At 73.2% G+C, this 25394-nt stretch carries 22 protein-coding genes and 1 tRNA gene; 12 read left to right on the top strand and 11 right to left on the bottom strand.

What is annotated here, in order from left to right; translation table 11 throughout:
• A partial coding sequence (locus BM242_RS19125; RefSeq protein WP_175541491.1) for an RICIN domain-containing protein occupies nucleotides 1-515 on the bottom strand: 515 nt, incomplete at its 3' end.
• Between the two features lie 263 nt (nucleotides 516-778).
• Between BM242_RS19125 and BM242_RS19130 the strand changes: the two genes are divergently transcribed.
• The gene (locus tag BM242_RS19130; protein ID WP_093840101.1) at nucleotides 779-2251 is read left to right on the top strand and encodes a vanadium-dependent haloperoxidase; all 1473 of its coding nucleotides are present in this window, start codon (nucleotides 779-781) and stop codon (nucleotides 2249-2251) included.
• Between the two features lie 361 nt (nucleotides 2252-2612).
• Here BM242_RS19130 and BM242_RS19135 read toward each other — a convergent pair whose 3' ends face one another.
• Nucleotides 2613-3092 (bottom strand): hypothetical protein, encoded by a 480-nt coding sequence (locus tag BM242_RS19135; RefSeq protein WP_139238373.1) that lies wholly within the window; start codon nucleotides 3090-3092, stop codon nucleotides 2613-2615.
• Nucleotides 3093-3489: 397 nt separating this feature from the next.
• Between BM242_RS19135 and BM242_RS19145 the strand changes: the two genes are divergently transcribed.
• Nucleotides 3490-4656, top strand: a complete 1167-nt coding sequence (locus BM242_RS19145) for an NsdA family TPR-like regulatory protein (RefSeq protein ID WP_483883341.1) — start codon at nucleotides 3490-3492, stop codon at nucleotides 4654-4656.
• Between the two features lie 92 nt (nucleotides 4657-4748).
• Here the strand turns inward: BM242_RS19145 and BM242_RS19150 are convergent, their stop codons facing one another.
• Both BM242_RS19150 and BM242_RS19155 read right to left on the bottom strand, forming a co-directional pair.
• Nucleotides 4749-4952 (bottom strand): cold-shock protein, encoded by a 204-nt coding sequence (locus BM242_RS19150; RefSeq protein WP_093840105.1) that lies wholly within the window; start codon nucleotides 4950-4952, stop codon nucleotides 4749-4751.
• Between the two features lie 195 nt (nucleotides 4953-5147).
• On the bottom strand, nucleotides 5148-5963 hold the full coding sequence (locus tag BM242_RS19155) for an ArsR/SmtB family transcription factor (RefSeq protein ID WP_093840106.1): 816 nt from the start codon (nucleotides 5961-5963) through the stop codon (nucleotides 5148-5150).
• Nucleotides 5964-6195: 232 nt separating this feature from the next.
• Between BM242_RS19155 and BM242_RS19160 the strand changes: the two genes are divergently transcribed.
• The 3 genes from BM242_RS19160 to BM242_RS19170 all read left to right on the top strand — a co-directional run bounded on the left by BM242_RS19160 (nucleotide 6196) and on the right by BM242_RS19170 (nucleotide 10663).
• Nucleotides 6196-7476 (top strand): tetratricopeptide repeat protein, encoded by a 1281-nt coding sequence (locus BM242_RS19160; RefSeq protein ID WP_175541492.1) that lies wholly within the window; start codon nucleotides 6196-6198, stop codon nucleotides 7474-7476.
• A 129-nt stretch (nucleotides 7477-7605) separates the two neighbouring features.
• Nucleotides 7606-8691 (top strand): glucose 1-dehydrogenase, encoded by a 1086-nt coding sequence (locus BM242_RS19165; protein WP_093840269.1) that lies wholly within the window; start codon nucleotides 7606-7608, stop codon nucleotides 8689-8691.
• Nucleotides 8692-8839: 148 nt separating this feature from the next.
• Nucleotides 8840-10663 (top strand): glycoside hydrolase family 15 protein, encoded by a 1824-nt coding sequence (locus BM242_RS19170; RefSeq protein ID WP_245834297.1) that lies wholly within the window; start codon nucleotides 8840-8842, stop codon nucleotides 10661-10663.
• A 37-nt stretch (nucleotides 10664-10700) separates the two neighbouring features.
• Here BM242_RS19170 and BM242_RS19175 read toward each other — a convergent pair whose 3' ends face one another.
• From BM242_RS19175 to BM242_RS19190, 4 genes are all read right to left on the bottom strand, one after another.
• Complete coding sequence (locus BM242_RS19175; RefSeq protein WP_093840109.1) at nucleotides 10701-11720, bottom strand: hemolysin family protein; 1020 nt, start codon at nucleotides 11718-11720, stop codon at nucleotides 10701-10703.
• The gene (locus BM242_RS19180) at nucleotides 11717-13072 is read right to left on the bottom strand and encodes a hemolysin family protein (RefSeq protein WP_093840110.1); all 1356 of its coding nucleotides are present in this window, start codon (nucleotides 13070-13072) and stop codon (nucleotides 11717-11719) included. The genes BM242_RS19175 and BM242_RS19180 overlap by 4 nt, the downstream gene beginning before the upstream one ends.
• Nucleotides 13073-13348: 276 nt before the next feature.
• Complete coding sequence (locus tag BM242_RS19185) at nucleotides 13349-14782, bottom strand: aminopeptidase P family protein (protein WP_093840270.1); 1434 nt, start codon at nucleotides 14780-14782, stop codon at nucleotides 13349-13351.
• Nucleotides 14783-14969: 187 nt separating this feature from the next.
• Entirely contained in the window at nucleotides 14970-16544 is a 1575-nt protein-coding gene (locus BM242_RS19190) for a PP2C family protein-serine/threonine phosphatase (RefSeq protein WP_342746984.1), read from the bottom strand.
• Between the two features lie 557 nt (nucleotides 16545-17101).
• On the opposite strand from BM242_RS19190, the gene BM242_RS19195 reads away from it, so the two are divergent.
• Nucleotides 17102-17851 carry a bifunctional DNA primase/polymerase gene (locus BM242_RS19195; protein WP_245834282.1) on the top strand — a complete coding sequence of 250 codons (750 nt, stop codon included), beginning with the start codon at nucleotides 17102-17104 and terminating at the stop codon, nucleotides 17849-17851.
• Nucleotides 17852-18023: 172 nt separating this feature from the next.
• A complete protein-coding gene (locus tag BM242_RS19200) occupies nucleotides 18024-18674 on the top strand; it encodes a hypothetical protein (protein ID WP_139238375.1) in 651 nt (216 codons plus the stop codon).
• A gap of 209 nt (nucleotides 18675-18883) precedes the next feature.
• Here the strand turns inward: BM242_RS19200 and BM242_RS19205 are convergent, their stop codons facing one another.
• The 3 genes from BM242_RS19205 to BM242_RS19215 form a co-directional block, all read right to left on the bottom strand.
• Nucleotides 18884-19864 (bottom strand): DUF5926 family protein, encoded by a 981-nt coding sequence (locus BM242_RS19205; protein ID WP_093840114.1) that lies wholly within the window; start codon nucleotides 19862-19864, stop codon nucleotides 18884-18886.
• A 192-nt stretch (nucleotides 19865-20056) separates the two neighbouring features.
• Nucleotides 20057-20461 carry an ATP-binding protein gene (locus tag BM242_RS19210; protein ID WP_425443883.1) on the bottom strand — a complete coding sequence of 135 codons (405 nt, stop codon included), beginning with the start codon at nucleotides 20459-20461 and terminating at the stop codon, nucleotides 20057-20059.
• Nucleotides 20462-20727: 266 nt separating this feature from the next.
• The gene (locus BM242_RS19215; RefSeq protein WP_093840116.1) at nucleotides 20728-21528 is read right to left on the bottom strand and encodes a glycerophosphodiester phosphodiesterase; all 801 of its coding nucleotides are present in this window, start codon (nucleotides 21526-21528) and stop codon (nucleotides 20728-20730) included.
• Between the two features lie 171 nt (nucleotides 21529-21699).
• Between BM242_RS19215 and BM242_RS19220 the strand changes: the two genes are divergently transcribed.
• From BM242_RS19220 to BM242_RS19240, 5 genes are all read left to right on the top strand, one after another.
• Nucleotides 21700-23022: a S1C family serine protease gene (locus BM242_RS19220; RefSeq protein ID WP_093840117.1), complete on the top strand. Its 1323-nt coding sequence runs from the start codon at nucleotides 21700-21702 to the stop codon at nucleotides 23020-23022.
• 63 nt (nucleotides 23023-23085) lie between these two features.
• Nucleotides 23086-23172, top strand: a tRNA-Ser gene (locus tag BM242_RS19225).
• A 397-nt stretch (nucleotides 23173-23569) separates the two neighbouring features.
• Nucleotides 23570-23794: a hypothetical protein gene (locus BM242_RS29540; RefSeq protein ID WP_175541493.1), complete on the top strand. Its 225-nt coding sequence runs from the start codon at nucleotides 23570-23572 to the stop codon at nucleotides 23792-23794.
• The gene (locus tag BM242_RS19235; RefSeq protein WP_093840119.1) at nucleotides 23791-24474 is read left to right on the top strand and encodes an RNA polymerase sigma factor; all 684 of its coding nucleotides are present in this window, start codon (nucleotides 23791-23793) and stop codon (nucleotides 24472-24474) included. The genes BM242_RS29540 and BM242_RS19235 overlap by 4 nt, the downstream gene beginning before the upstream one ends.
• Nucleotides 24474-25394, top strand: coding sequence for a hypothetical protein (locus BM242_RS19240; RefSeq protein WP_093840120.1), 921 nt, complete (start codon nucleotides 24474-24476; stop codon nucleotides 25392-25394). Before BM242_RS19235 ends, BM242_RS19240 begins: the two co-directional genes overlap by 1 nt.

Genomic DNA, 25394 nt, shown 5'->3' on the forward strand with positions numbered 1-25394 from the left:
TCGTCGTACTGGGAGATCCGGCCGCCGTCGGCGGTGGACCACTCCCACACATCGAGCGCCTTGCCGCTGAAGCGGTTGACGAAGCGGTAGTAGCCGTCACCGGCATCGACGGCCCGGAACTGCTGGTTGGTGCCGTTCAGATCGTCCCACTGCACGATCTGGGCGCCGTTGTCGGCGTTCCACTCGTACACATCCAGCACCTTGTTCGAGTGCCGGGCCTGGATGCGGTAGTAGCCGTCCCCGGAGTCCAGGAAGCGGAACTGCTGGTGGGTGCCGCCGTTGTTGGCGTACTGGATGAGCCCGGCGCCGTTGTCCTGGCTGCGGTCGGAGACGTCCAGCACCTTCCCGGAGTGCCGGTTCTCCAGGTAGTACCAGGTGCCGGTGGCGGGCTGGGCCTGGCTGGTGGTGGCGGTCAGAAGGCTGAGCAGCAGGCCCGCGACGGCCGCCAGCGCGACAGCGGCCCAGCCGCGCCCGCCGAACACCCAGCCGCGTCGTCCACGCGGTGGTGAGGTCATGACGGAGTCGTCCTTGTCTTCGTAGAAGGGCAGAGGGAAAACGTGCGGTGGTGCGTCACACATCCGAGGAAGCGCTTTCCACGGTGTTTTGAAACGTATCAATGTGACATGGCTCCGTCAATGCCCCGGGACACCCCACCGACCACCCGGCCGCGCGGCGCGGGAACACCTATTCCAAAGGTGAAAATTACCCCCAAATCCCCGCCGGACATGCTGTCATGACATGCGATCAGTACATGACAAGAAGGGGAGGGGAGCAGCCCATGACCATGCCCGAAGGCACCGGGACCGGGACGGCCGGGGAGATCCGCACCGCCGAGCTTCCGGAGGACTTCGACCTCGACCACGGAAACGCGGTGCGCGATCTGTTCGCCACCCGGGACGCGGGCATCCGGCACCCGGGAGCGGCCCCCATGGACGCGCCCATCGTGGTCCGCCTGACCCACCTGGTGCAGACCGCCTGGTTCGACGCCATCGCGCCGTACCACCCCACGGCGGTCGGCGTGTACTCCCGGCTGGGCCGCCGCCCGGCAGCGGAGCGGGCCACCAACCGCGAACGGAACATCGCGATTCTCTACGCCGCCCACCGCCTCTACACCGCCCTGCTGCCGGAGGCCGGGACCGCCGTGCGCCAGGTGCTGACGGCCCTGGGGCTGGACCCGGACGACGGCCAGGAGAACACCGAGACCCCGGCCGGGATCGGCAATCTGGCCGGCCGGGGCGTGCTCGAGGCCCGGCTGCGGGACGGCATGAACCAGACCGGCGACGAGGGCGGACGCCGCTACCACCCGATGCCCTATGCCGACTACCTGGGATACCGGCCGGTCAACACGGCCTATGAGATCAGCGACCCGTCCCGCTGGCAGCCGGCCCTCGGTCCGCATCTGCGCCGGCTGGGCGACGGCCCGGCGGATCTGGGCGCGTTCCTCGTCCAGCAGTTCGCCGTGGTGCAGTGGGGCGTGACGCGGCCCTATGCCATCGGCGACCCCGGGCAGTACCGGGTCCCGCCCCCGCGGGACAGCGACCACCGCAGGGCCGGGCCCTACCGGCGCCAGACGGAGGAGGTGCTGGCGCTCTCCGCGGCGCTCACCGACGAGCAGAAGCTGATGGCCGAGGTCTTCGACAACAAGTTCCTCGGCATCGGCCGGCCCGTCTTCGCCGCCGCCGAGAACCACGGACTGGATCTCGACGGCTGGGTCCATCTGTGCATGTGCGCCTCCACCGCCGTGTTCGACGCCGGGATCGTGGTGTGGCAGGAGAAGCGCCGCTACGACGCGGTGCGTCCGTTCACCGCGGTGCGCCATCTGTACGGCGACCGTCCGGTGACCGCCTGGGGCGGCCCGGGCGAGGGCACCGTCACCGATATGCCCGGCAGCGAGTGGACGGGCTATCTGAAGGTGGCGGACCACCCGGAGTACCCCTCGGCCTCGGCCACCCTGTGCGCCGCCCAGTCCCGTGCCGCCCGGCTCTTCCTCGGCTCCGACGCACTGGGCTTCGGCTACACCGTGGCCCCCGGCGGCTCCCTGGTGGAGCCGGGCGTCGTCCCGGCCCGCGAGCTGGAACTGCGCTGGGACACCTGGAGCGGGATCAGCCGGGACTGCGGGATGAGCCGGCTGTGGGGCGGGGTGCACTTCCGCGCCGCGGTGGAGGCCGGCTGGGAGCTCGGCCCCCGCATCGGGGACGCCGCCCACGACTTCGTCCGGCGCCACCTCGACGGCCGGGCCGCCGATTCCTGAAACCCCGCCCCGCGGGGACGGGCACCCGGACGAAAGATCCGTCCGGGCGCCCGCGCGGTGTGCCGGGATCAGTTGCGCTCGATCAGGAAGACCACGGCTCCCACCAGTTCCGGCGGCCGGATGTCAACGGTCTGGCCCGGGCGGACCGACGGCTCGATCCGCGGACTACGGTCACACGGGTCGCCCCGATGGGAAGAGTGACCCCGGCCTTCACTGCGTGATGCCCCCTGCCGTCTTCCACGGCCGCCCCACCACACGGCGGGCAGCCGGTGGGGCGTAGATCAGCGCTCGGCAGTCGGCGCAGACCAAGGCGCCGTCATGCTCCGCCAGTTCACCGGTGTGCGGGCACGGCTCCCGGCGTTCACCGGTCGGTTTCGCCATGCTCCCGGCCGCCGCCCCGCGCGCCCGTGATCTCGGTCAGCGTGGCGATCCGCAGCTCGCTGGGCATGGTCTCCCAGCGCTCGCCGGTGGCCAGGCAGCGCAGCGTCACCCGGTGGCCGTCCGCCCCGGTGACCACGCCGACGCCACCATGCCGACGGCTCCACAGCGGCACCTCGCGGTCCACCGTCAGCCGGTCGGCCAGCACCCCGGACATCAGGGTCCGGGCCAGCTTCCCGGCGTGCTCCACGGCCAGCGGCCCGATCACCACCACCAGCCGCCCGTTCTCCCCGCCCAGCCGCACGGCCCCCTCCGGGATGCCCAGCAGCTCGAACAGATCCCGCAGATAGTCCCGCGCCGAACGCCCGGCCACCGCCATCCCATCCGTCGTGAACACCCCGGCATACGCCGCCCACGACTCCGCAGCCGCGCCGTTCCGGTCCGCACCGTCCCTGTGCCTCACGCCTCACCCGTCCTTGTCCGTGCGGTCGGGACAGTCCCGGCGGCACCGTGCGTAACGAGGGTTGTCATGAGGGAAGAGTGAAGTAGCCACCGCATGGGACGAGCCAGGACATCGGGGAGGACATTCGCAATGTCCGCCGGACATTCCGCAGCCCGCACCACATGACCCCGGGCGGATACGCTGCGCCCGGAGACAGTGACAGAACGTTGGCGAGGTCGATGGCTGGTCAGGGACGGGGGAACGAAGCCTTCCGGGCGGCCCGGGCGGAGTTGGCCCAGGAGAAACTGGTCGAGGAGCTCATCGCCGTCGGCAGACGGCTGCACCGGGAGGGCCGGCTGCGCAGGTCCTACGATCTGACGCTGCGCCAGCTCAGGCGCTGGGAAAGCGGCCAGACGGTGTGGCCGAGAAAGGACAGCCGTATTGTCCTGGAGGAGTATTTCGGCCGGGCGGTGGGGGAACTCGGCTTCGTCTCCCCCCTCAACGCGAGCGCGGAACGGACGGAGACCATCCCGCCCCCGCATCCGAGGAAATGGGTGATCGTACGAACCGCCGCAGCGCTCTGGCCGCACTGGGAACCTCGGCGGCACTGTCTCCGCTGGTCCCGGAGACCGTACGGGCCTTCAGCAGCCGGGTGACCGCCACCGATATCGCCCCGGCCGAGATCGACGATCTGGAGCTGGCCGTCCACCGCCTGGGGGCCACCTACTCCGCCCACCCTCCCCAGGCCCTGTGGCCGGTCGCCGCCGGGCACCGCCTGCACGCCGACAGCCTGCTCCAGCGGCGCCACACCCTGCGGCAGGGCCGAGAACTCGCCCACCTGGCCGGCATGCTGTCGGTGATTCTGGCCTGGCTCGCCCATGACCTGGGGCGGACCGCGCTGGTGCCCACGCTCGGCGCCGACGCCTGGCACCACGGCGAACAGGCCGGGTCGCCCGAGGTGTCCGCCTGGTCGCAGGATGTCGTCTGCACCGACGCCCTCTACGCCGAGCGGCCCCTGGACGCGCTGACCGCCGCCACCCGGGGGCTCGCCGTCGCCCCCGCCGGGAGCAACGCCGCCATCCGCCTGACCGCGCAGCTCGCCCGCGCCCAGGCCGTCATCGGCAACCGGAGCGGCTTCGCGGAGGCCGCCGTCCGAGCCCACGCGTTCCGGGAACACATTCCCCTGCGCGGTACCGGACTGTTCGCGGTCGATGCGATGCGGATCGTCTCCTACGACGCGACGTCGCACGGCCGGCTGGGGAACCATGAACGCGCCCGGGCGGCGGCCGAAGAGGCCATCCGTCACTATGCGCCCGCCGCCGGGCCCGGCCACGCCCCCACCCGGCTGGCGATAGCCCGGCTCGACCTGGCCACCGCCCACGCCGCGCTGGGCGAACCGGAAGGGGCCATCAGCACGGCACGCCAGGCCCTGACCGGCGACCGTGTGGTGCAGTCCGTCAAGGACCGCGCCCGCCTGCTGGGGCGCACCCTGCTCCTGCGCTACCCGGACCTGCCCGAGGCCCGCGCCTTCCACGAGGAGCTGCCCGCCCTGGCCGGGCCTCCCGGCACCCTCACCCGCTCATGAAGGATTGATCACCCGGCCCCGCACACCACGCACACCGGGGCCCGCACCATGATGGTGCGGGCCCCGGGTGGGTGCGTGAAGGTGTCCGGCGATCAGGCGGGGACGATGTTCTCCGCCTGCGGGCCCTTCTGGCCCTGCGTGACGTCGAAGGTCACCCGCTGGCCCTCCTGGAGCTCACGGAAGCCCTGGGTCGCGATGTTCGAGTAGTGGGCGAAGACGTCGGCCCCGCCGCCGTCCTGCTCGATGAAGCCGAAGCCCTTTTCGGAGTTGAACCACTTCACGGTTCCCTGCGCCATGTCTTTCTCCTTCTGGTAGGCAGAGGCCCCATCCGGAGATGCCGGGAAAACACAAATAATGCGCCCGAAGGAAACAGTTCCGTCAGGCGCACATAGGTTCATGGGTACCACAACTGCTCCACCGAGCCTAGCACAGCCCGGCGGACCGCGGCCGGCCGCCGAGATGCTCGCCGGGGGCTCCGCACCGCACGCCCCCTACAGCGGCCTGCCGGTCTCCAGCAGGGTCTTCAGGGCGGAGAGGATCATGACCCAGCCGCCGCTGACGCTGTGCAGCATCCTGCTGTCCGGGCTGTCGAAGCCGTCATGGGTGATGGTCAGCTTGACCCCCAGCTCGGGGACCTCGGCGGGCTCGATGTCGAAGGTGACCCTGGAGCGCTCCCTGCGGGCCTCGGCGAACTCCTCGTCCGAGTCGAAGAGGTCCCGGTGCATGGGCTGGAGGGTGTGCCAGGTGTAGGAGAGCCGCCTGCCGGGTTCCGCCTCCAGGACGCGCTGGCCCAGTTCCTCGTGCTGCCCGGCCGGGTCGGATTTCCACCGCACCGGGGAGCCGACCCGCCAGTCCGAGCGCGGGCCGGTGCCGCCCATGTAGGCGTCGATGAACTCCGGTTCGGTCAGGGCCCGGTACAGCTTCTCGGCGCTGGTCCGGATGTAGATCACGTAGACGAATGCGGGCTTGTCCATCGCGGAACCCTCCAGGGTCTGCTTGAGGCGGGTCAGCACCGGCAGCCGGTGGCGCTCGTACCGGCCGATCCAGCGGTCGGCCATCTCTTGGACGGGAACGGGGTTGAGGTAGTGCAGCTTCTGCCTGCCCACCCGGACGGCAGTGACCAGGTGCGCCGCCTGGAGTACCGCCAGGTGCTTGCTGACCGCCTGCCTGCTCATCGCCAGCCCTTCGCACAGCTCGCGCAGGCTCTGGCCGTTGCGGCTGTCGAGCCGGTCGAGCAGCCGTCTGCGGCTGGCGTCGGCGAGCGCCCTGAAGACCGCGTCGAACGCCGTATCGGGCTCCGTTTCCATGGTCACTCCCTCCCCGCCAAAATAGGCAACCTCTTGGTTGCATGTCAATCGGACGGGCCGCACCAGGGGCACCAGGCAGCGCACCAGCCCCGCCCGGTGCGGCCCTGCCCACCCCCGCCATGCGTGCCTGAGCAGCTCTTTTGCCCCGATGGTCACCATCCGTATCAGCTCTGCCACGCATTGGCCCTGGCGGTACTACCGTTGCCCCGAACCCATAACCGGGGAGGGCACCATGGACGATCGCGATCAGCTCACCGCGGCACTGGAAACCCGTCTGGAAATGGTGGAGTCCACACAGAACCTGAGCGCGGTCCTGGAACCGGAGGCGCTCAGAGAATCAGCGCGGCTCGCCGAAATCGCCCAGGAGGACGACCTGGGCTCCCTGAACATTCTCGGCTGGTTCCACTGGTACCGCTATCAGGCGCTTCCCGAGGACGAGGACGAGGAGGACTTCGAAGCGGCGATCGAGTCGCTGACCCCCTGTTTCCTCTTCGAGGAGGATCCCCTTCCGCAGCCGCTGCTGCCGGTGCTCGCCGACCGGGCGTTCAAGACCGCGGTCGCCTTTCTCCAGCAGGCGCCGCAGGCCGCCGACCCGGATCTGGTCGGCTATACGGCGCGGCTGTGGCAGCGCATCGTGGACGCCACGGATTCCGCGCACCCCAATCGCGCCGGGCGTCTTTCCAACCTCGGGGCCGCGCTGCGCACCAGATACCAGCGCACCGGGGCGGCGGACGATCTCGACCGGGCCATCGCCAGCAGCGAGGAGGCCGTCGCCGCAACGCCACCGCTCCACCGCAACCGGGCCGGGCGCCTGTCCAACCTCGGGATCGCCCTCCAGCTCCGCTATGAGCGCACCGGTGTGGCGAGCGATCTGCATCAGGCCGTGGACAGCGCCCGCGAGGCCCTGGCCGCGACGCCCGACCAGCACCCCAACCGTGCCGGACGCCTGTCCAACCTCGGGGCCGTGCTGCTGCTCCGCCATGAGCGCACCGGCGCGGCACGCGATCTGGAGCAGGCCATCGGCCACTGCCGGGATGCGGTCACGGCCACCCCCGCCGGGCACCCCGGCCGCGCCACCATCCTGGCCAACCTCGCCGCCGCGCTGCGCGCCCGCTGGGAGCGCAGCGGCACCGCCGCCGACCTCGACCAGGCCATCGAGAGCGCCCAGGAGGCGGTCACCGCCACCCCGGCCGAACACCCGGAGCGCGCCGGACGCATGTCCAGCCTCGGTGCCCTGCTGCGCACCCGCTACGAGCAGGAGCAGGCCGGGGCCGCTCAGGCGGCGGACGATCTCGACCACGACCTGACCGCGGAGGAGGAGACGGGGGAAAGCGAGGATGCCGCAGACGCCGCGGACGCCGCCGAGACCGTCGTCCCGGCTCCGCCCGGCCGGGGCCCGGCGACGCCGCGGCCCGCCCAGCCGCGTCAGCCGGCCGCCGGGGGCCCGCACCGGCCGCACCGGCCCGCCGAGACGTCCCCCACCACCGCCTCCGGTCCGCGCCCGCCCGCCTGACCGGCCGGACGGGGCAGGGTTGGCGGGCGGGAACGCGGGATACCCGGTCCGGGCCATCGGCCGTCCCGGCCCGCCCGGCCCCCGCCGGACGGGCCGGGCAGCGCGGAAGGAGACCGGACACGCATGGGCATGCCGGCGCTGACCGTCCGTCCCGGGGAGCCGGGCTCCCTCGCCGTGCGCGAGATCCCCGACCGGGAGCCGCCCGCCGCGGACGACGCCGCCGGCGAGAACCGGCTGCTGGTGCGCGGGCTGGCGGCCGGGGTCTGCGGCACGGACCGGGAGATCGCCTCCGGCGCCTACGGCAGCCCACCGCCCGGACGGGACCGGCTGGTGCTCGGCCATGAATCGCTGGGCCGGGTCGAACAGGCCCCGCCGGGCAGCGGTTTCGCCCCCGGCGACCTGGTCGCCGGGGTGGTGCGGCGGCCCGATCCGGTGCCCTGCGGCGCCTGTGCCCGCGGCGAGTTCGACATGTGCCGCAACGGCCGCTACACCGAGCACGGCATCAGACAGCTCGACGGCTGGGCGCGCGAGCGCTGGAGCCTGGATGCCCGTTACGCGGTCCGCCTGGCCCCGGCCCTGTCCCGGGCCGGGGTGCTGACCGAGCCGACGACGGTCGTCGCCAAGGCGTGGGAGCAGGTCGAGCGGATCGGCGGCCGGTCCTGGTTCGAGCCCTCGCGGGTGCTGGTCACCGGCGCCGGGCCGATCGGGCTGCTGGCCGCGCTGCTGGCCACCCAGCGCGGGCTCCGGACGCATGTGCTGGACCGGGTCACCGGCGGGCCCAAGCCCGGCCTGGTCCGCGACCTGGGCGCCGAGTACCACACCGGCGATCCGGAGCGGGTGATGGCGGATGTCCGCCCGGAGGTCGTCATCGAGGCCACCGGCGCCGGGACGGTGGTGTTCGCCGTGCTCCGCGGCAGCGCGCCCTATGGCGTGATCTGCCTGACCGGGGTCTCCCCGGCCGGGCGGCGGCTCACCGTGGACGCCGGCGCCCTCAACCGGGAGATCGTGCTGGAGAACGATGCCGTGGTCGGCTCGGTCAACGCCAATCTCCGCCACTACCGGCAGGCCGCGCGGGCCCTGGGCCGGGCCGATCCGGCCTGGCTGGAGCGGCTGCTGAGCCGCCGGGTGCCGCTCACCAGGGCCACCGAGGCGTTCGTCCCGCAGCCCGATGACGTCAAGGTCGTCATCACCCTGGACGACAGCGACGGCCCCTGACCCCGCCGGAAGGTGAGCACCCCGAGCCGGACGACGCTTCGACGAAACCGACCACGGAAGACCGGAAGACCCGGAAGACCCGGAACCGCAGGACATGGAAGAGGTGACCGCCGCTGTGCCGCCGCCCGCCCCGATCGAGGACTACGCGATGGTCGGCGACCTGCTCACCGCCGCGCTGATCAGCAAGGAGGGGTCGGTGGACTGGCTCTGCCTGCCCCGCTTCGACTCCGCCGCCTGCTTCGCCGCCCTGCTGCACGACGCCTCCGCCGGCCGCTGGCTGCTCGCCCCCGCCCGGGCCGCCGCCACCGGCGGCCGGGCCACCGCCCGCCGCTACCGGGGCGACTCGCTGGTCCTGGAGACCGAATGGCACACCCCGGACGGCACCGTCCGGGTCGTGGACTGCATGCCGCCGCGCACCGGCGGCGCCGATCTGGTGCGGCTGGTGGAGGGCGTCACCGGCCGGGTGGACATGCGGATGGAGCTGCGGCTGCGCTTCGACTACGGCCACATCGTGCCCTGGGTCACCCGCAGCGACGGGGACCTGCGCGCCGTGGCCGGGCCGGACGCGGTCTGGCTGCACACCCCGGTCGAGACCCGCGGCGAGCATCTGACCACCCTGGCCGACTTCACCGTGGGCGCCGGGCAGTCGGTGCCGTTCGTGCTCACCCACCACCCCTCCCATCTGCGCCGGCCCGAACCGGCCGATGCCGAGCGGGCCGTGACCGGCACCGAGCGGTTCTGGGCGGACTGGATGTCCGGCTGCCGCTACGACGGCGGCTGGCAGGGCGCGGTCCGCCGCGCCCTGGTCACCCTGAAGGGCCTGACCTACGCGCCCACCGGCGGCATCCTGGCCGCCGCCACCACCTCCCTCCCCGAACAGCCCGGCGGCACCCGCAACTGGGACTACCGCCACTGCTGGCTGCGGGACTCCACCTTCACCCTCCAGGCGCTGCTCAGCGCCGGTTTCCTGGACGAGGCCCGGGCCTGGCGGGAGTGGCTGCTGCGGGCCGCGGCCGGCGACCCGGCCCAGCTGCGGATCATGTACGCGCTGGACGGCGCCCGCCGCATCCCGGAGACCGAACTGCCCTGGCTGGCCGGCTACCACGGGGCCCGGCCGGTGCGGGCCGGCAATGCCGCCGCGGACCAGCTCCAGCTCGACGTCTGGGGAGAGGTGCTGGACAGCCTGCATCTCGCCCGGGAGACCGGGCTGGCCGTCGACACCACCGCCTGGGACTTGCAGCGCATGCTGCTGGACTACCTTCAGGACCACTGGGACGACCCGGACAACAGCCTGTGGGAGGTGCGCGGCGACCGCCGGCAGTTCGTCCACTCCAAGGTGCTGGCCTGGGCCGCCCTGGACCGGGCGGTGCGCAGCGTGCACCGGCACAATCTGCCCGGCCCGGCCGGGCGCTGGGCGGCGCTGCGCGACCGCATCCACCGGGAGGTCTGCGACAAGGGCTATGACCCGCGGCGCAACACCTTCACCCAGTTCTACGGCTCCCGCGGGCTGGACGCCGCGCTGCTGCTGCTGCCCCGGGTCGGCTTCCTGCCCTGGCACGACCCGCGCATCCGCGGCACGGTGGAGGCGGTCGGCCGGGAGCTGTGCGAGGACGGCCTGGTGCTGCGCTACCGCACCGACGCGGACGGCGGTGACGTGGACGGCCTGCCCGGCACCGAGGGCGCCTTCCTGGCCTGCTCCTTCTGGTACGCCAACGCCCTGCACGGCATCGGGCGGACCGATGAGGCACGGGAGCTTTTCGAGCACCTGCTGGCGCTGCGCAACGATGTCGGCCTGCTGAGCGAGGAGTACGACGTGCGCACCGGCCGCCACCTCGGCAACACTCCGCAGGCGTTCTCCATGGTGGGGCTGGTCAACACCGCCCGGTTTCTCAGCGGCCGGCCCATCGAGACCAGCGCCCGGGGCACCGCCCAGACCCCCGGCTCGCCCCCGCCGGGGCCCGGCGGCCGGTAGCCGCCGGGCCCCGTACTCCGGCACCGGGGGCGTCGCGTCAGGCCGCGAGGATGCGGCCGAGCAGGTCGTCCAGGCTGATCAGGCCGGTGAGCCGGCCGTCCGGGGTGGTCACCACGGCGAGCGAGGCGCGGTGGTGGCGCAGCTGCTCCACGGCGTGCGCCACCGTGTCGTCCGGCTTCAGCTTCGGCACCTCCCGGGCCAGCTCCGCCGCGGTCACGGCCCGGCCCTCCACCCGGGCCACCATGGCGTCCCGGGCGTGCACCGAGCCGATGATCCGCTCGCCCCGCTCCCCGTCCCGCACCAGCAGCCGGGTGTGGTCGCTGGCCGCGGCGGCGGCCAGGATCTGTGCCGGGCCGGCGTCGCCGGGCACCGAGGCGATGTCCTTGGCCGGCACCACCAGCGCGGCCACCGGCGACTGCGGCTCGGTGAGCGAACGCGTCAGCAGTCCGGAGTCGGTCTCGCTGATCAGGCCCAGCCGCTGCGACTCGGCCACCAGATGGGTGAGCTGGTCCCGGCTGTGCACGGAGGACAGTTCCTCCCGCGGGGTGACCCGGCAGAGCCGGACCAGGCCATTGGCGATCTTGTTCATCAGCCACAGCAGCGGACGCACCACCCGCACCATGGCCATGAACGCCGGCGCCAGCAGCATGGCGGAGCGCTCCGGGTGGGCGATCGCCCACGACTTGGGCGCCATCTCGCCGACCACCATGTGCAGGAAGACCACCACCGCCATGGCGAAGACGAAGGCGATGCCGTAGGAGAGCTGGTGCGGCAGCCCCAGCGCCTCCAGCAGCGGCTCCACCCGGTGCGACAGGGCCGGCTTGGAGATGGAGCCCAGCAGCAGGGTGCAGGCGGTGATGCCGAGCTGCGCGCCGGCCAGCATCAGCGACAGCTCCCGCATCCCGGCCAGCGCCGAACGGGCGCCGCGCCGGCCGTCGGCCACCGCCTGCTCCATCCGGTGGTGCCTGGACGCGACCAGGGCGAACTCGGCGGCGACGAACAGCCCGCTGCCCAGCAGCAGCAGCACGGTGATACCGGCCGCGGTCAGCGGGTTCATGCGTTCTGCTCCTGCCGTGAGGGCTGTGCGGAGCCGGCCGGCAGCAGCGCCAGCCGCACCCGCTCGGGGACGTGCCGGTCCATGGCCAGCACCTCGATGCCGGCGTGGTGACCGTCCCGGAGACCGACCGTGATCCGGTCACCGACCTCCGGGAAACGGCCGAGATTCTCCACCACCAGGCCGGCCATGGTCTCGAAGCTGTCGTCCTCGGGCAGCGGGATGCCGGTCACATCGGCGATCTCGTCCACCCGCCGGCCGGCATCCACCAGCCAGGCGCCGGAGCCGTCCTCGGCCCGGACCGCCACCGCGGTGACCCGGTCGCTCTCGTCCGCGATCTCGCCGACCAGTTCCTCGGCGATGTCCTCCAGGGTGACGATGCCCGCCAGCCCGCCGTACTCGTCCAGCACCACGGCGAACTCCGACGATGCGTCCTGCATCTGCTCCACGGCACGCGGCAGCGGCAGCGAGTCCGGCAGCAGCAGCGGGGGGCGGGCCAGCGCGCCGGCCGTCACCCGGCGCATCCGGGCCGGGGAGAGCCGCATCAGCTCGCGCACCCCGATCACGCCCACCACGTCGTCCACCCGGTCGGCGACCACCGGGTAGTGGGAGTGGCCGCGGCGGGCGATCAGCTCCACCACCTCGGCGGCCGTGGTGCCGCTGCGCACATGCTCCACGTCCACCCGCGGCACCATGACCTCGCCCAGGGTCCGCTCGGAGAAGTCCAGGGCGTGGTCCAGCAGCTCGGCGGTGGACCGGGGAAGCTGGCCGTGCTCGCTGGACTCCAGGATCAGATGGCCCAGCTCCTCGGCGGTCGCGCCATGGTGCAGCTCCTCCACCGGCTCGATGCCGACCCGGCGCAGCAGCCGGTTGGCGGCTGTGTCGAAGACCCGGATCAGCGGGCCGGTGGCCTTGAGGTAGAGCAGGGTGGAGCCGGCCAGTGCCTTGGCCAGCCGCTCCGGCACGGCCAGCGCCAGGTTCTTCGGGCCCAGCTCGCCCAGCACCATCTGGATGCCGGTGGCCAGCACGAACGCCAGCACCAGCGCGATGCCGTGCACCGCGGCGTCCGGGACGCCGAGGGCGCCGATCACCGGATCGAGCAGCGCGGCGACGGAGGGTTCGGCGAGGAAACCGACGATCAGGCCGGTGACGGTGATGCCGAGCTGTGCGCCGGAGAGCATGAAGGACAGACGCTGCTGCACCCGGACGGCGCGGGCGGCGCGCTTGTCGCCGGCTTCCGCTTCACGGGTGAGCTCCAGCCGGTCGGCGGCCACAAAGGCGAATTCCTGCGCCACGAAGTAGCCGGTTCCGGCGGTCAGAACGAGGACGGCAAGCAGTCCCAGTGCGGCACTCATCAGACACCACCCCGTCGTGTGCCGCGGTCATCCTGGTGCGGACGAGGTGGTCGGGGACTGTGATCAGGCGGGTCCGACGATCTGGCGGACAAGAGGGCTCCTTTCCTGCGGGTTCCTGATTTCCCTGGTGTCCGGACAAGGTACGCGCCGGATGACCGGCCGGCGTCCGTCCTGGTGAAACTTGCTACAACAACGTTAGTCCGGGTTTGGATGTTCCGCCCTTACCCACCGGGGCCCGCGGGCACTCACCGCCCGGGGCCCCGGCGGTCCGGTGGCTCAGCCCGCCCGGCCCTGGAGGCGGGCCATCCAGGCTTCGACCTCCTCGGCGCGGCGCGGCAGCATGGCGGAGAGATTGACGTTGCCGTCCTCCGTCACCAGGATGTCGTCCTCGATCCGGACGCCGATGCCCCGGTACTCGGCCGGCACGGTCTCGTCGTCCGCCTGGAAGTACAGGCCCGGCTCGACGGTCAGGCACATCCCGGGCTCCAGGGTGCCCTCCGCATAGGCCTCGCGGCGGGCGGCGGCGCAGTCGTGCACGTCCATGCCCAGCATGTGGCCGGTGCCGTGCAGCGTCCAGCGGCGCTGCAGGCCCAGCTCCAGCACCCGGTCCACCGGGCCCTCCAGCAGGCCCCACTCCACCAGCCGGCCGGCCAGCACCCGCTGCGCCGCCTCGTGGAAGTCCTTGAACTTGGCGCCCGGCCGCACGGCGGCGATGCCCGCCTCCTGGGCCTCGAAGACCGCGTCGTAGATCCTGCGCTGGAGCTCGCTGAACCGGCCGCTGACCGGCAGGGTCCGGGTGATGTCCGCGGTGTAGAGCTCGCGGGTCTCCACCCCGGCGTCCAGCAGCAGCAGGTCGCCGTCGCGCACCGGGCCGTCGTTGCGCACCCAGTGCAGGGTGGTGGCGTGCGGGCCGGCGGCGCAGATGGAGCCGTAACCGACGTCGTTGCCCTCCACCCGGGCGCGGAGGAAGAAGGTGCCCTCGATATAGCGCTCCGAGGTGGCCTTGGCGCGGTCCAGCACGCGCACCACGTCCTCGAAGCCGCGCGCGGTGGACTCGCAGGCCTCGGTCATCCGCTCGATCTCCCAGTCGTCCTTGATCAGGCGCATCTCGGAGAGGAAGGTGTGGAACTCGGCGTCCCGCTCGGCGGTGACCTTGTCGTGCAGCGCCTTCTCGATCTCGGGGTCGTGGCCGCGCACCACCCGGACCGGGCCGGTGGCCTCGGCGAGCTTCTCGGGGAGGGTGCGCACGTCCGCGCAGGGGATGCCGTAGAGGCGCTCGGCCTCGGTGAGGCTGTGCCGGCGGCCCACCCACAGCTCGCCCTGGCCGCTGAGCCAGAACTCGCCGCTCTCCCGGTCCGAGCGCGGCAGCCGGTAGAGGGTCGGCCGGTGCCCGCCGTGCTCCTCGGGCTCCAGCACCAGCACGCTGTTCTCGGTCTGGTCGCCGGTGAGGTAGGTGTACTCCACGCCGGAGCGGAACGGGTAGTCGGTGTCGTTGGAGCGGGTCCTGAGCCGGCCGGCCGGGACGACCAGCCGCTCGCCGGGGAAGCGGGCGGAGAGCGCGTCGCGGCGGCGGGCGGTGTGCCCGGCCTGCGGCACCGGCGCAAGATCGCGCATCTCGGTGTCCGCCCAGCCGCGCTTCATGTTCTCGGCGAGTTCGTCGGAAACGCCCGGGGACAGGCCGTTCTTGCGCGGCTTCACGGTCTCGGGCATCTCCTCCTGGGTCTCAGGGGACTGCTCCTCATCCTTGGCCACGTCGGACACGTCAGATGCCTCCTTGCTGCTGGTGGGGCCGGTGCGGTGGGACCACCCGCGGGCCGTTTCCCATCGTAGGCGGCACGGTAAGGCGTGCGACAGGCTCACACCCCTGATCCTTCGCCGCGGGCGGCGGCGCGGCGGTTCAGTGGAGATGGAGGAAGCCGTCCGGGGGGAAGCGGACGGCCAGCAGCACCGCGTCCTCGGTGCGGGCCGCGGCCTCGGCGGCCCGCACGGTCGCCGGGTCGGCGTCCGGGCCCGGTGCCAGCCGGTGCAGCAGATGGCCGAGCAGCGCGTCCGGGTCGCGGCGGACCTCGGGGCGGGCGGCGTGTGCCGCGGCGGTCAGCCGCGCCGCGGCCAGGTCCGGCGCCTCGCCGGTGCGCCGCAGCAGCCCGTCGCTGTAGAGCAAAACCGTTTCTCCGTCGGCGACTTCGATCTCCACGCTCGGCGCCTCCCAGCAGGCCAGCATGCCCAGCGGCGCGGAGAGCGTGGTCTCGGCGAACTCCACCCGCCGCTCGCCGACGATCAGCGGCGGCGGATGCCCGGCCGAGGCCAGCACGATCCGGCGGGCGGCCGGCTCGGCGTAGCCGAACAGCGCGGTGGCCGACCGGACCAGCTCGGTGACCCGCAGCATCAGCTCCAGATCGGAGAGCACCGCCACCGGGTCCTCGCCCTCCATCACCGCGTAGGCGCGCAGCCCGGCCAGCAGCCGCCCCATGGCCGCCACCGCCGAGGGGCCGGAGCCGCTGACCGAGCCGATGGCCAGGCCCAGCGCGTTCTCCGGCAGCGGCAGCGCCTCGTAGAAGGCGCCGCCGCCGTCCGGCGGGCAGAGGTGGCGGACGGCCAGCCCGACCCCCGGCACATGCGGCAGGCGCCGCGGCAGCAGGCCGTCGTGGACCTCCCGCACGGCCTGCCGGGCGCGGGCCAGCTCCAGGCGGTTGGCGATGTGCTGGGTGGCCTGGCGCAGATAGAGGGCGAGCAGATGCCGCTGGCGCTCGTCGGGCTGCGCGTCCTCGTCATACAGCCAGACGGCGGCGCCCAGCGGCGCGGCACCCGGGGACGGAGACGAGGACGGGGACGAGGACGGAGACGGGGACGGGGACGGTCTCGCCGGGCCGTCCCGCCGGGCGGCCCGGCCGGGGAAGGCCCCCGCGTCCGGCTCCTGCGCCTCGCCGAAGAGCGGCAGCGCGTAGCTGGCGGCGAAGCCGAGCCGGGCCGCCACCTCGCGGTGCCGGGGGTGCAGGGCCGGGTTGTGCGGGATGTCGCGCAGCGCGATCTCCTCGGCGCCGGGTCCGCCGGCCTCCCCCGCCGTCTCCCGCGGCGCCTCATAGGGCGTCCCCCGCGCGGTGTCCTCCGCCTCCCCCGTCCCGGCCTCCCCGCGGGCACCGCCCGGCCGCGCGGCGGGGCGGCGCACCGGCAGCAATCCGTCGATCAGCCGGGCATAGGAAGCGGAACCGCGCGGTACCGTCTCGATGTCCCCCAGTTCGGAGGGGCCGAGCCCGAGCCCGATGAGATGCTCGGCCTCGCGGTCGGAGGGGCGCAGCGCGATCAGCCCGCGGCGGGCGCCGGCCAGGCCGGCGCCGGCCCGGAGCGTCTCGCGCAGGGCTTCCTCCAGTCCGGTCGTACGGCTCAGGCGTTCGGTGAGATCGTGGAGGGTGGTGAGATCGGAGATCCAGCAGGCGAGCCGGTCCTGGACGCCGCCGGGACGGCTCTCGGTCAACGTGCCGGGCGGCACGGGAGGCGGGGGATCGGCGGAGTGCGCCCCGGGGGGCGAAGCATTCTGGGGCAGAGCGGACAGCGAGCGGTGGAAACCGGCCACATTCGGCGGGGGTGAGCTATTCATGGCGTTCGGCTTTCATGGTGCCGACATCTCGCACTAGCATCGCGAACCCCCATGTCATCTGCGCCACCATGGAGACATTCCAGATGTACACGTGCTGGCGATGTGATGTCCAGCACAATCGACCGAAGGTCCGATCGGATCCGATGATGTCCATGTGGCCCGTGGGATTCCGGCCCGACAGGCCGGACCGGAACAAGGTTGGCGGAAAAGGGACGCTTGTACAGCAAGAGGCGGTCGACTGATCGGGGGGCCGTACGGGCACCGCTCCGGATCCTGGCCGGTCCGGGGGCACCCGCCCGTCCGTCCGCAACCGACCGCCTGTCCGCCCCGGGCGGCTGTGGCCCGGGGGTGAATTGCCCATTCCCCGGCGGAGGGAAGGACAAGCGCGCATGCGTGATTTCCTCGGAAGGCGGAGACGACGCGGGGCCCGTCCGGTGCCCGGCGAATCGGCCCTGATCTGTGCATCCCGCTGGCACTGGCCGGTGGTGCCGGGGGCCGGATTCCTGCCGAACGGCAACTGCCGGTGCGGGCGGCTGGACTGCTCGCCGCCCGGTGCCCACCCGCACGATCCCGGCCTGCTGGCCGCCACCACCGACACCCGGATGGTGGGCTGGTGGTGGGACCGCCGCCCGCAGGCCCCGGTGCTGCTGGCGACCGGCGGCGCGGTCTGCGCGATCAGCCTGCCCGCGGCATCCGCGATGCGCGCGGTGACCGAACTCGACCGGCGGGGGCGGCGCACCGGGCCGGTGCTCGCGGCCGACGGCCGGATCGCCATGCTGGTGGCGCCCTATGAGCGGCCCGAGCTGGGAGAGCTGCTGTGCGCCCTGATGACCCGCGGCGCGGCGCCCGGCCGCCGGCGCCGCGGTTCCGCCCGGGGCATCCCGGGGGAGCCGGGGGAGCCGGGGGAACGGGAGCGGCCGGACGAGGCCGCCGCGGAGCCGCCGGAGCCCGCCGGGGCGGCGGGCGGTCCGCCCGCGGGCCTGCGCTTCCACGGGCCCGGCGGCTATCTGCCGCTGCCCCCGGCGCCCGGCCACGGCACCGGGCCGGTGCACTGGCTGCGCCCGCCCCGCCCTCGGCCGGTGTGGCTGCCGCGCGCCGCCGACCTGCTGGACGTGCTCGTCGCCGCGGACCGGACCACCCCCGGCACCGGCACCGGTACCGGCACCGGCACCCGGCTGGGCTAGCCGGTTTCACCCCGGGGGGTCACGTCTGCTCCGCGCGGCGCGGGAAAGGGGGGTTACGAGCGGGAATGCGACACCGCCGAGCGGTTATCGTCCCTGCAACAGCTCGGTCACCGACCGCAGCACCGGCAGCACCGGCAGCACCATCGTTTCCGGCGAACCGCAGGGTGGCCCCGTGCACGAACCGACACCGCGCGCCTCCAGACTCCGGACGACCGCGTTCGCCAGCGCGGTGGCCCTGGTCCTCGGGCTGCCCCTGGCCTTTGTGACGGTCGGCGGGCCGGCCGACGGCGCCGCCCGCGATCCGCACTCCGCCGCCGAGCCCCTGCCCGCTCCCGGACCGCGCCTCCCGGGCAGCGGGCCCGGCACCATGGCCGGTGCCGGAGCGTTCTGCGGCGACGAGGTCGGCTCCCCGGAAGGGCTGCGGGCCAAGGCGTGCGTGCTCACCGAGGGCGCGGAGACCTGGAGCCGGGTCTACTGGACCAACACCTCCGGCCCCACCGGCTCGGACCCCGGCTCGGACCCCGCCGGCTCCGCCGGCGCCCTCACCGCCCGGCTGACCATGCACCGCCCGGACGGCGGCCGGGTGGAGGTCGAGTGCGCGCTGCCGTCCGACGGCGAACGGGGCACCTGCGAGACGCCGCGCGAACCCACCGCGGCGGAGCGGCCCGGACAGCAGCCGTATCTGGCGGTGGCCGAGATCTCGGCCACCGGGGCGGGGGAGGAGGACGGCCCGGTGCTGCGCGCCGAAAGCGAACCGACTGCAAAGAACCCGGTCGCTGGCGACGGGGGATACACCAGCGACCGGGCTCACCTCAGACGGTAACAACTCCCGCGCGTTTCGCAAATCCCGGACCGGCCCGATGGCCGAACTTGCCTGCCCGGGCGGGGCGTTGTGACCGGAATCACCGGCACGGACACGCTCCGGCACCATGCCCGCGCGCCCCCGCACACCACGCGCGCGCCCCCTGCGCGACTGCGAATCCCCGTCCCCGTGCGACGGCTGACGCCTCGTCCCGGCGGTCACCCCGGCGGTCAGTTCAGCGTCACCTGGCGGTTGGTCAGCCCGTTGCGCGCCCGGCGCTCCTCCGCGGTCAGCGGCGCGGTGGACGACAGCGCCTCGGCCAGCCGCTCGGCGAACACCGCGGCCGGCTTCTCGCACTCCTCCGCGGTCATCCCGGAGGGCAGGTCCCACACCGGCACCAGCAGGCCGTGCGCCCGGAAGGAGCCGACCAGCCGGGTGCCCTCGCCCAGCCCGGAGACGCCGGCCGCGTGCAGCCGCGCCAGCGCGTCCACCAGCCGGTCCTCGGCGTGCGGCATCACCCAGCGCAGATGGTTCTTGTCCGGCACCTGGCACCAGTACGCGGCCTCCACCCCGGACAGCCGCACGGTCGGGATGGCCGCCTCGTTGGCGCGCTCCAGGGAGGCGGCGACCTCCCCGGTGGCCTGCTCGGCCGAGCTCAGCCAGAACTCGAAGCCCTCGTGCACCGTCGGCTCCAGCGGCGCCCCCGGGTCCAGCAGGTCCTGAAGCCGCGGGCCGTCCGCCCCGGTGCGCCGGGCCGGGACCGGGCTGCCCGGCTCGGCCTGGAGCGAGCGCAGCAGCACATCGGCCAGGTCCCGGCTCAGGTCGCCGGTGGCGGTGTCGTTCTGCAGCGCGACCAGCACGCTGCCGTCGTCCCGGCGCAGCGCGGGCCAGGCCAGCGGCAGCACGGTGGCCAGGGAGACCGAGGGCACGTCCGCCGGCAGCCCGTCCCGCAGGGTCAGCGGGGCGGTGGCGGCGGGCACCAGCTCGCGCATGGCCACCCAGTCGCACTCACCGGGCAGTCCTTCGAAGGGGCGGCGCACGAGTTCGGTGGCGGCGTGCGCGGCGGCGCGGCCGTGGCACGCCTTGTAGCGGCGGCCCGAGCCGCAGGGGCAGGGCTCGCGGGCGCCGACGACCGGGATCTCCCCGTCGGTGCGCTGGGCCCGCTGCGGCGCGGCGGCGGCCTTGGTCTGAGGGCGGCGCTTTTTGGCCATGACGGAAACGACTCCTGCATCGGTGCGTGTGCCGCGATCACGGCCACGGCGGTCGGTCGGCGGTCCGGCTGACGGCCGCCACCGCATCCGGCCTTCGGCCGTCCGTCCCTCCGGCACGGACCCGGCGGCTGCTCCGTCCTGTGGCGCCGGGCCGGGCCACGGCGCCGTGCGTGAGCCTAGCCGCCCCGCCGCCTAGCCGCGCGACGCGGGCGGCGGCACGGAGGGCAGCACCGCCCAGACCGTGACCGCGCCGGAGGGGTCGCCCTCCAGCACACCCCAGTCGCGCGCCAGCGACCGGATGATGGTCAGGCCGCGTCCGCCGCGGGCGGTGACCGAGGGCATGCCCAGGCGGGGGCGGGTGGGCCCGCCGCCGTCCGTGACCGCGATGGTCACCTCGCCGTCCTGGTCCTGGCCCCAGGAGGCGCGCACCTGCTCGTCCTCCAGCGGCCGGGCGTGCCGGCACGAATTGCTGAGAAGTTCGGAAAGTATGAGCACCGCGTCATCGATGATCGCGTCCGACGCGCCACGGGTTCGCAAATCCTGCCGCAGCCGGCGACGCGCCTCACCCACACCGGCCGGGCCGTGGGGTACGGACATCGTCGACGACGTCGGCACCTGCCGAGTTACCACCAACGCCACCCCCGAGACCTCCTTTGCCCCACGCCACAGGTCAGATGCCCTCTCGACTTCGGCCGGAAACCGATGCAACCGGAACTGTTGATGTGTTTGTAATGATCGTCACATCAAAAGGCGCAGTATTCTCACTGGCTGTGCCATGAGGCTCAACGTCCCGTAAGGACAATTGTCGGCACAACCGGACGTTTGCCCAGGCAGGGCCTTCAGAATCCGATGTCCGGGCGCCGTCAGGGCAGGCCGTCGAGAAGTGCACGCACCGAACGCGGGCGATTGGTGATCACGGCGTCCACGCCCAGCGCCGCGCACAGTTCCACATCCTCGGGCGCGTCCACCGTCCAGACATGCACCTGATGCCCTTCGGCGTGCGCCCGCGCCACGTAGCCGGGGTCGCGGCGCAGGATGCGGATGCTCGGCCCGGCGATCCGGGCACCGGCCGGCAGCCGCCCGGACCGGTTCCCGGGCAGCATGAACTGCATCAGGTACACGGTCGGCACCTCCGGCGCCCATGTCTTCACCCGCTGAAGGGACCGGGCCGAAAAGCTCATCACCCGCACCGGGCCCGGCACCGGGTTCGCGCGCAGCAGCTCCAGCAGCCGCCGCTCCACCTGCCCGGCCCAGCGGGTCGGATGCTTGGTCTCGATCGACAGCCCCACCGGGCGGTCCGCCTCCGCCACCAGCCGCAGCAGCCGCTCCAGGGTCAGCACGGCCGTGCCCTCCGGATCCAGGCTGTCCGGGCTCTCCGCGCCGCCGCCCGGCGACTTCCACGAGCCGAAGTCCAGCTCCGACAGCTCGGCCAGCTCCATGGCGGCCACTGCTCCCCGCCCGTTGGAGGTACGGTTGACGCGGCGGTCATGGACGCAGACCAGATGGCCGTCGGCGGTCATCCGGACATCGCACTCCAGCGCGTCGGCACCGTCCGCCACGGCCTTGCGGTACGCCGCCAGGGTGTGCTCCGGCGCCTCCTCCGAGGCCCCCCGGTGCGCCACCACCATGATCCGGTGGCCGTCCCGCTCCCGTCGACCGCTCATCGCCTCATCGTGCCATCCGGCCCGGAGTCCGTTCGCACAGGCTTACGCCGCACTGACGTCCCGCGCGCGAAACTCCCCACATCTCCTTAGGGTCGGAACAGCACTCCGACCCTTACCGACCGCTACTGTCCCTGTCCGCCCCCCCCTGATGTGCACCCGAGGAGAACCGCGGTGAGCACCGAGAACGACGGCACCACCGGCCGTCCGCCCGAGGGGCCCGTCCCCGGCCGGCCGGACGCGCCCCCCTCCGTCCCCACCCCTCCCGCAGCGCCCCCCTCCTCCCCGCCTCCCCCTTCTCCGCCCCCGCCGCCCCCGCCCTCGGCCGGCACCGGAGCCTGGTCCTACCCGCCCCCGCCGCCCCCGCCGGCCGGCTCGCGCCGCCGCTCCGCCCTGATCGCGGTCGTGGCCGCGCTCACCCTGGTGGCGGGCGGCGCGGGCGGCGCCATCGGATACCTCGCCGCGGACACCGCCGATTCCGCCTCCTACACCTCCGGACCGTCCTCCACGGTGAACACCGCCGGGGGCGAGCGCACCGAGCGGCCCCCGGAGTCGGTGGCCGGGATCGCCGAGGCGGCGCTGCCCAGCGTGGTCACCATCACCGCCGAGGGCAGCGGCGAGGGCGGCACCGGCACCGGCTTCGTCTACGACGAAGAGGGCCACATCATGACCAACAACCATGTAGTGGCCCCGGCCGAGGACGGCGGCACCCTGTCCGTCACCTTCTCGGACGGCCAGACCTACGAGGCCGAGCTGGTCGGCGGCGCCCAGGGCTACGACGTCGCCATCCTCCGCCTGGAGAACGCCGGCGACCGCGATCTGGAACCCCTGGCCATGGGCGACTCCAGCAAGGTCGCGGTCGGCGACGCGACCGTGGCCATCGGTGCGCCCTACGGACTGTCCGGCACGGTCACCACCGGCATCATCAGCGCCAAGCACCGGCCGGTCGCCGCCAGCGACGGCCTGGGCGCGGCCTCGTACCTCAGCGCACTGCAGACCGACGCCTCCATCAACCCCGGCAACTCCGGCGGCCCGCTGCTGAACGCCTCCGGCGCGGTGATCGGGGTGAATTCGGCCATCCAGTCCAGCAGCGCCCTCGGCCAGCCGGCCGGCAGCATCGGCCTGGGCTTCGCCATCCCGATCAACCAGGCACTGCGGGTCGCCGAGGACCTGATCGAAACCGGCGAACCGGTCTACGCGATCCTCGGCGTCTCGGTCGACATGCGGGAGACCGCCACGTCGGGCGCCCAGATCTCCACCGAGGGCGCGGAGGGCTCCGAGCCGGTGGTCGAGGGCGGCCCGGCCGACAAGGCCGGCCTCCGGCCGGGCGACGTCATCACCAAGTTCGGCGAGCGCCTGATCGACAGCGGCCCGACCCTGATCTCCGAGATCTGGACCTACGAACCGGGCGACACCGTGGAGCTCACCTACCTCCGGGACGGCGAGCAGCACACCGCCACCGTCACCCTCGACTCCCGAGTCGGCGACAGCAACTGACCTCCCGCCGGACCGCAGACGCTACGCTGTCCCCCGTGCCGCACCACCCCACGGCGGCACCCGGGAGGCTTGCCCGAGCGGCCTAAGGGAACGGTCTTGAAAACCGTCGTCGGGGCAACCCGACCGTGGGTTCAAATCCCACAGCCTCCGCGCAGGTCAGCAAACATGCTGATCAGAAGGGGCGCCCGCCAGACGCGGGCGCCCCTTCGGGGTTTATGGTGTCTCGCCCGGTGGGGCGGTTCCCGGGGGGCCGGGGAGGCATGTGAAGTCGGTCACATCGGGCATAAGTGGCTGGCTGCGTCAGGTATTTGCGGTGTTGCACCGGGTTACTGCAAAGTCGCACGGTCGGGCCTGGTCAGGGCGGGGCGCGGTGGCAGGGCCAAAGGCGGGGCGGGATGCGTGCCGGTGCTGATGCACAGAAGTGGAGGCAGTGGTTCCGCAAGGACTCGAAAGTGGATTCAACAATTCACCACCCAACGCGCTTAGCTGATTGCTGAGAGCGAGGGCGCTCTCCTGGTGCGCCGACCCCACAGTAAGGAGCGCAGTGTTGAGCCACGATTCCGTGAACAGCGTGCTGGTCCTCGCCATCGCGCTGCGCGTGCTCGCGCCGGATGTGCGGGCCCTGGTCCGGTGGGTGCTCGGCGTCGGGGTCCGGGTGGGCGCGGATGCCCTGGCCGAGCGCCGGCAGCCGCACCGCGGCGGCAGCGGCGGCGACCGTGGCAGCCGCCGCCGGGCCGATCCGGTGCTGCACGACCACGGGAGGCGCGCATGAGGACCGGCGACGACGACCGGCGGCAGCCGGACAGGGCGGTGCGCGAACTGAATGTACGGCTTCCCGCCGCCTGGCGGGGTTTCCACCAGCAGTTCTACCCGGTGTACCTGGCGTACGCGGAACTCCAGCTCGGCGACCGGCGCGAGGCCGAAGAGCTCGTCCACCGGGTGTTCGTCCACCTCGCGGTGCACTGGAACAGGCTGATGCGTGAGGAGGCGCCGGCCGCCGCGGCCTGGGCGATCCTCAAGGCGGGCATCGCCGAGGTGCTGATATTTCTCGGCCGTGGGCCGGCGATGCCGGAGACCGCGGCGTTCCGCAAGGTCTGCCGCAAGGTGCTCAGCGATGTCCGCGACCGCTTCGCCGCTCTGGAGAGCGCGATCGGGCTCTATGCGGCCATCGCCGATCTCCCTGAACGGCAGTTCGATGTGATCGTCCTGCAGTACGTTCTCGGTCACCGCAGTCCGCAGGTCGCCCAGATCCTCGGCGTGGCGGAGGCGACCGTGCGCAGCCACCGGACGGCCGCCCGGCGCAAACTGGGCCGCGAGCTGGGACTGCACACCGACGCCGATCCTGAGGGCCCGGAAGGGCCGGTGCCCGGGGAAGCGGCGGACGGCGACGGCGGCACGGCCGGGCGGGAACCGGCAACGGAACGGGAGAGGGAGAAGGAGGGAGGAGCGTGATGCGGCCGGATGACGGGCTGGACAGCCTGCTGGCGGACGCCGCCGTCCCGTTCGGCGGGGCGGGCGCCGAGGAGATCGCCGCTTCGCGACTGCGTATCGAACGGGAACTGGCAGAAGCGGCCTGGGGCCAGACACTGCACCGGGACACCGACCCCCGGCGCTTCCTGGCCCGCCCACAGGCCCCGCTGCCGGTCAGCCTGCCGGAGCAGGCGGCGCACGATCTGCTGGCCCTCTGCGCCCGGGTGATCCGGGACTCCCGGGCGGTGGGGAACATGGCCGGTCTGGTCGATTCGCCGCGGATCGAGCCGGACGGCGCGCTGACCTTCGCCTGCCTGCTGCATCTGGCGGGCAATACCGACGGCGCGCAGTTCTGGTGGCAGTTCTGCGCCGGGGCCGGCGGCTCCACGGCTGCCCTCTTCCTCTACTTGCTGCATCTCCAGCGCGGCGAGCTGCGGGACGCCCAGCACTGGGCGGCACAGGCCGCGGCGCTGGAGGAGGACGGCCCGGCGGAGCGGGACGGCGGACCGGACCGGGGGACGGGCGCGGCAGGCGGGGAAGCCGGACCGCGGCCCCGGCCCCGGGGACAGGAACAGGAACGGCAGCAGGACTGGCAGCAGGACCGGGAACGGTCGCGGGAGCGGGACGGGGTGCGGGATCCGCTGCGGGCCTTCTATGCCTGGGACGAACCCTCCCGTCCGATGTACCGCAACGGCTTCAGCACCGTGGAATCGATGCTGCTGCGCACCCTGAGCGGCCTCGGCGCGGGCCCCGCGGACGACCTCTGGGCCCGCGGCCGGAACGGCGAGCTGGCCGCGGCCGTGCGACGCCTGGCCGTCCAGCACGACCACGACTTCGGCACCGTTCCGCGGCCCGATCCAGGGCTGGCGAGCCGCCTGGAAGTGTGCGGTGACGGCGCGTGA

This window comes from Streptomyces aidingensis (assembly GCF_900112355.1).
In the GTDB taxonomy this organism is placed as follows: domain Bacteria; phylum Actinomycetota; class Actinomycetes; order Streptomycetales; family Streptomycetaceae; genus Streptomyces; species Streptomyces aidingensis.